The 1,013-nt window shown below is 69.5% G+C and carries 1 protein-coding gene; it reads left to right on the plus strand.

From position 1 onward, the window contains the following. Nucleotides 1-61: 61 nt before the first annotated feature. The coding region (locus ACQKIP_RS48150; RefSeq protein ID WP_365867345.1) for an IS481 family transposase at nucleotides 62-1,013 on the plus strand (952 nt) is incomplete at its 3' end.

Below are 1,013 nucleotides of genomic sequence, written 5' to 3' on the forward strand. Positions count from 1 at the left end.
ATCATGGCGAAGACCTCCGGTGTGGTGGAGCTGTCTAGGACTGCACCGCACGGAGGTCTTCGTGTCCCACCGTAATGCCCGACTGACCGTTCACGGCAGGCGGCTGCTCATCGATCGTGTTCGTACCGGCCGTCCCGTCGCGCACGTCGCCGCCGAGATGGGCATCTCACGCGTCACGGCCCACAAGTGGGTCCGCCGCTGGCGGGCTGAGGGCGGGCAAGGGCTGCACGACCGCTCCAGCCGGCCGCGCACGACACCGCACCGCACCCCGGCGACGACCGAAGAGCAGGTGTGCCGCCTGCGCCAGGACCGAAAACTCGGCCCCGCCCGCATCGGCCCGATCCTGGGGCTGCCCGCCTCCACCACCCACCGCATCCTGACCCGGCACGGCCTGAACCGCCTGGCCTTCCTCGACCGGCCCACCGGCCAGGCCATCCGCCGCTACGAACGCGACCGGCCCGGCGAACTCCTCCACGTCGACGTCAAGAAGCTCGGCCGGATCCCCGACGGCGGCGGCCACAAGGTCCTGGGCCGCCAAGCCGGCCGCGTCACCCGCAACAACATGGGCTTCGACTACGTCCACTCCGCCGTCGACGACCACACCCGCCTCGCCTACAGCGAGATCCACGGTGATGAGAAGGCCGCCACCTGCGCCGCCTTCCTGCGCCGGGCCGCAGCCTTTTTCACCGCACACGGCATCGACCGCGTCGAACGCGTCCTGACCGACAACGCCTGGCCCTACCGCAAGAGCTTCGCCTGGCAGCAGGCCCTGGCCGACCTCGGCGCGACGCGCAAGCTCACCCGCGCCTACCGGCCGCAGACCAACGGCAAGGTCGAACGCTTCAACCGGACCCTGCTCGATGAGTGGGCCTATCTGCGGCCCTACACCAGCAACACCGAACGAACAGCAGCCCTGGCAGACTTCCTGCACACCTACAACTACCACCGCTGCCACACCGCACTCGGCGGCCACCCACCGATCAGCCGCGTGAACAACGCTGCGGGTCAATACA

Source organism: Streptomyces sp. NPDC059900 (genome assembly GCF_050270335.1).
In the GTDB taxonomy this organism is placed as follows: Bacteria; Actinomycetota; Actinomycetes; order Streptomycetales; family Streptomycetaceae; genus Streptomyces.